The organism is Lentzea flava, assembly GCF_014648475.1.
Lineage (GTDB): Bacteria > Actinomycetota > Actinomycetes > Mycobacteriales > Pseudonocardiaceae > Lentzea > Lentzea flava.
In genome coordinates, this window is the sequence record NZ_BMRE01000183.1 from 1 (window position 1) to 542 (window position 542).

Annotated in this window: 1 protein-coding gene; it reads right to left on the bottom strand. The window is 60.0% G+C overall.

Translation table 11 applies throughout. The annotated features are described in order from the left end of the window. Positions 1-436, bottom strand: a 436-nt coding sequence (locus IEZ09_RS46080) for a hypothetical protein (protein ID WP_189260167.1), incomplete at its 3' end; no start/stop codon positions are given. Positions 437-542: the final 106 nt, after the last annotated feature.

Below are 542 nucleotides of genomic sequence, written 5' to 3' on the forward strand. Positions count from 1 at the left end.
GCTGCTCCGGCGGCAACACCAAAAACGACGTCCTCGCCACATGATCACGCACAAGCCGAATCAACGTCCTTTCACTTATGTTGAGACCACTGAGTGCAACCATCTCTTTGCGCGTGTAGAATTTTCCGGTCGCCGGATCTAGGGTGAGGACCATTTCGGTGGCCCATTCACCGAACAGATCGCTGGCCAGCCCGGACACGAAACCGCCCTGGGCTGAGCGCTCCAGCGAAATCTCGTAACCCTCCTTACTGACATCGTCCACAGCCTCCGCGAACGTACTAAACCCACGCGGATTGAACTCACCCACACCAGGACGCCATCCCACAAGCTTCTTCCGCACTTCCAGCGGCAACCGCACGTCCCCTGAAGACACCAGACCCAACGCCACCACGGACGAGACCCGCTCCTCACCCGGACCACCGAACTCGTCGGACACCCCTTGTCCAACATCACCCAAACCAGACACAACTGGACCAATCTGCCCGTCCCCTGAAGACATCCCCCCTCCCTCACCCGCGGAACCACCACCCTGGACAACCGCG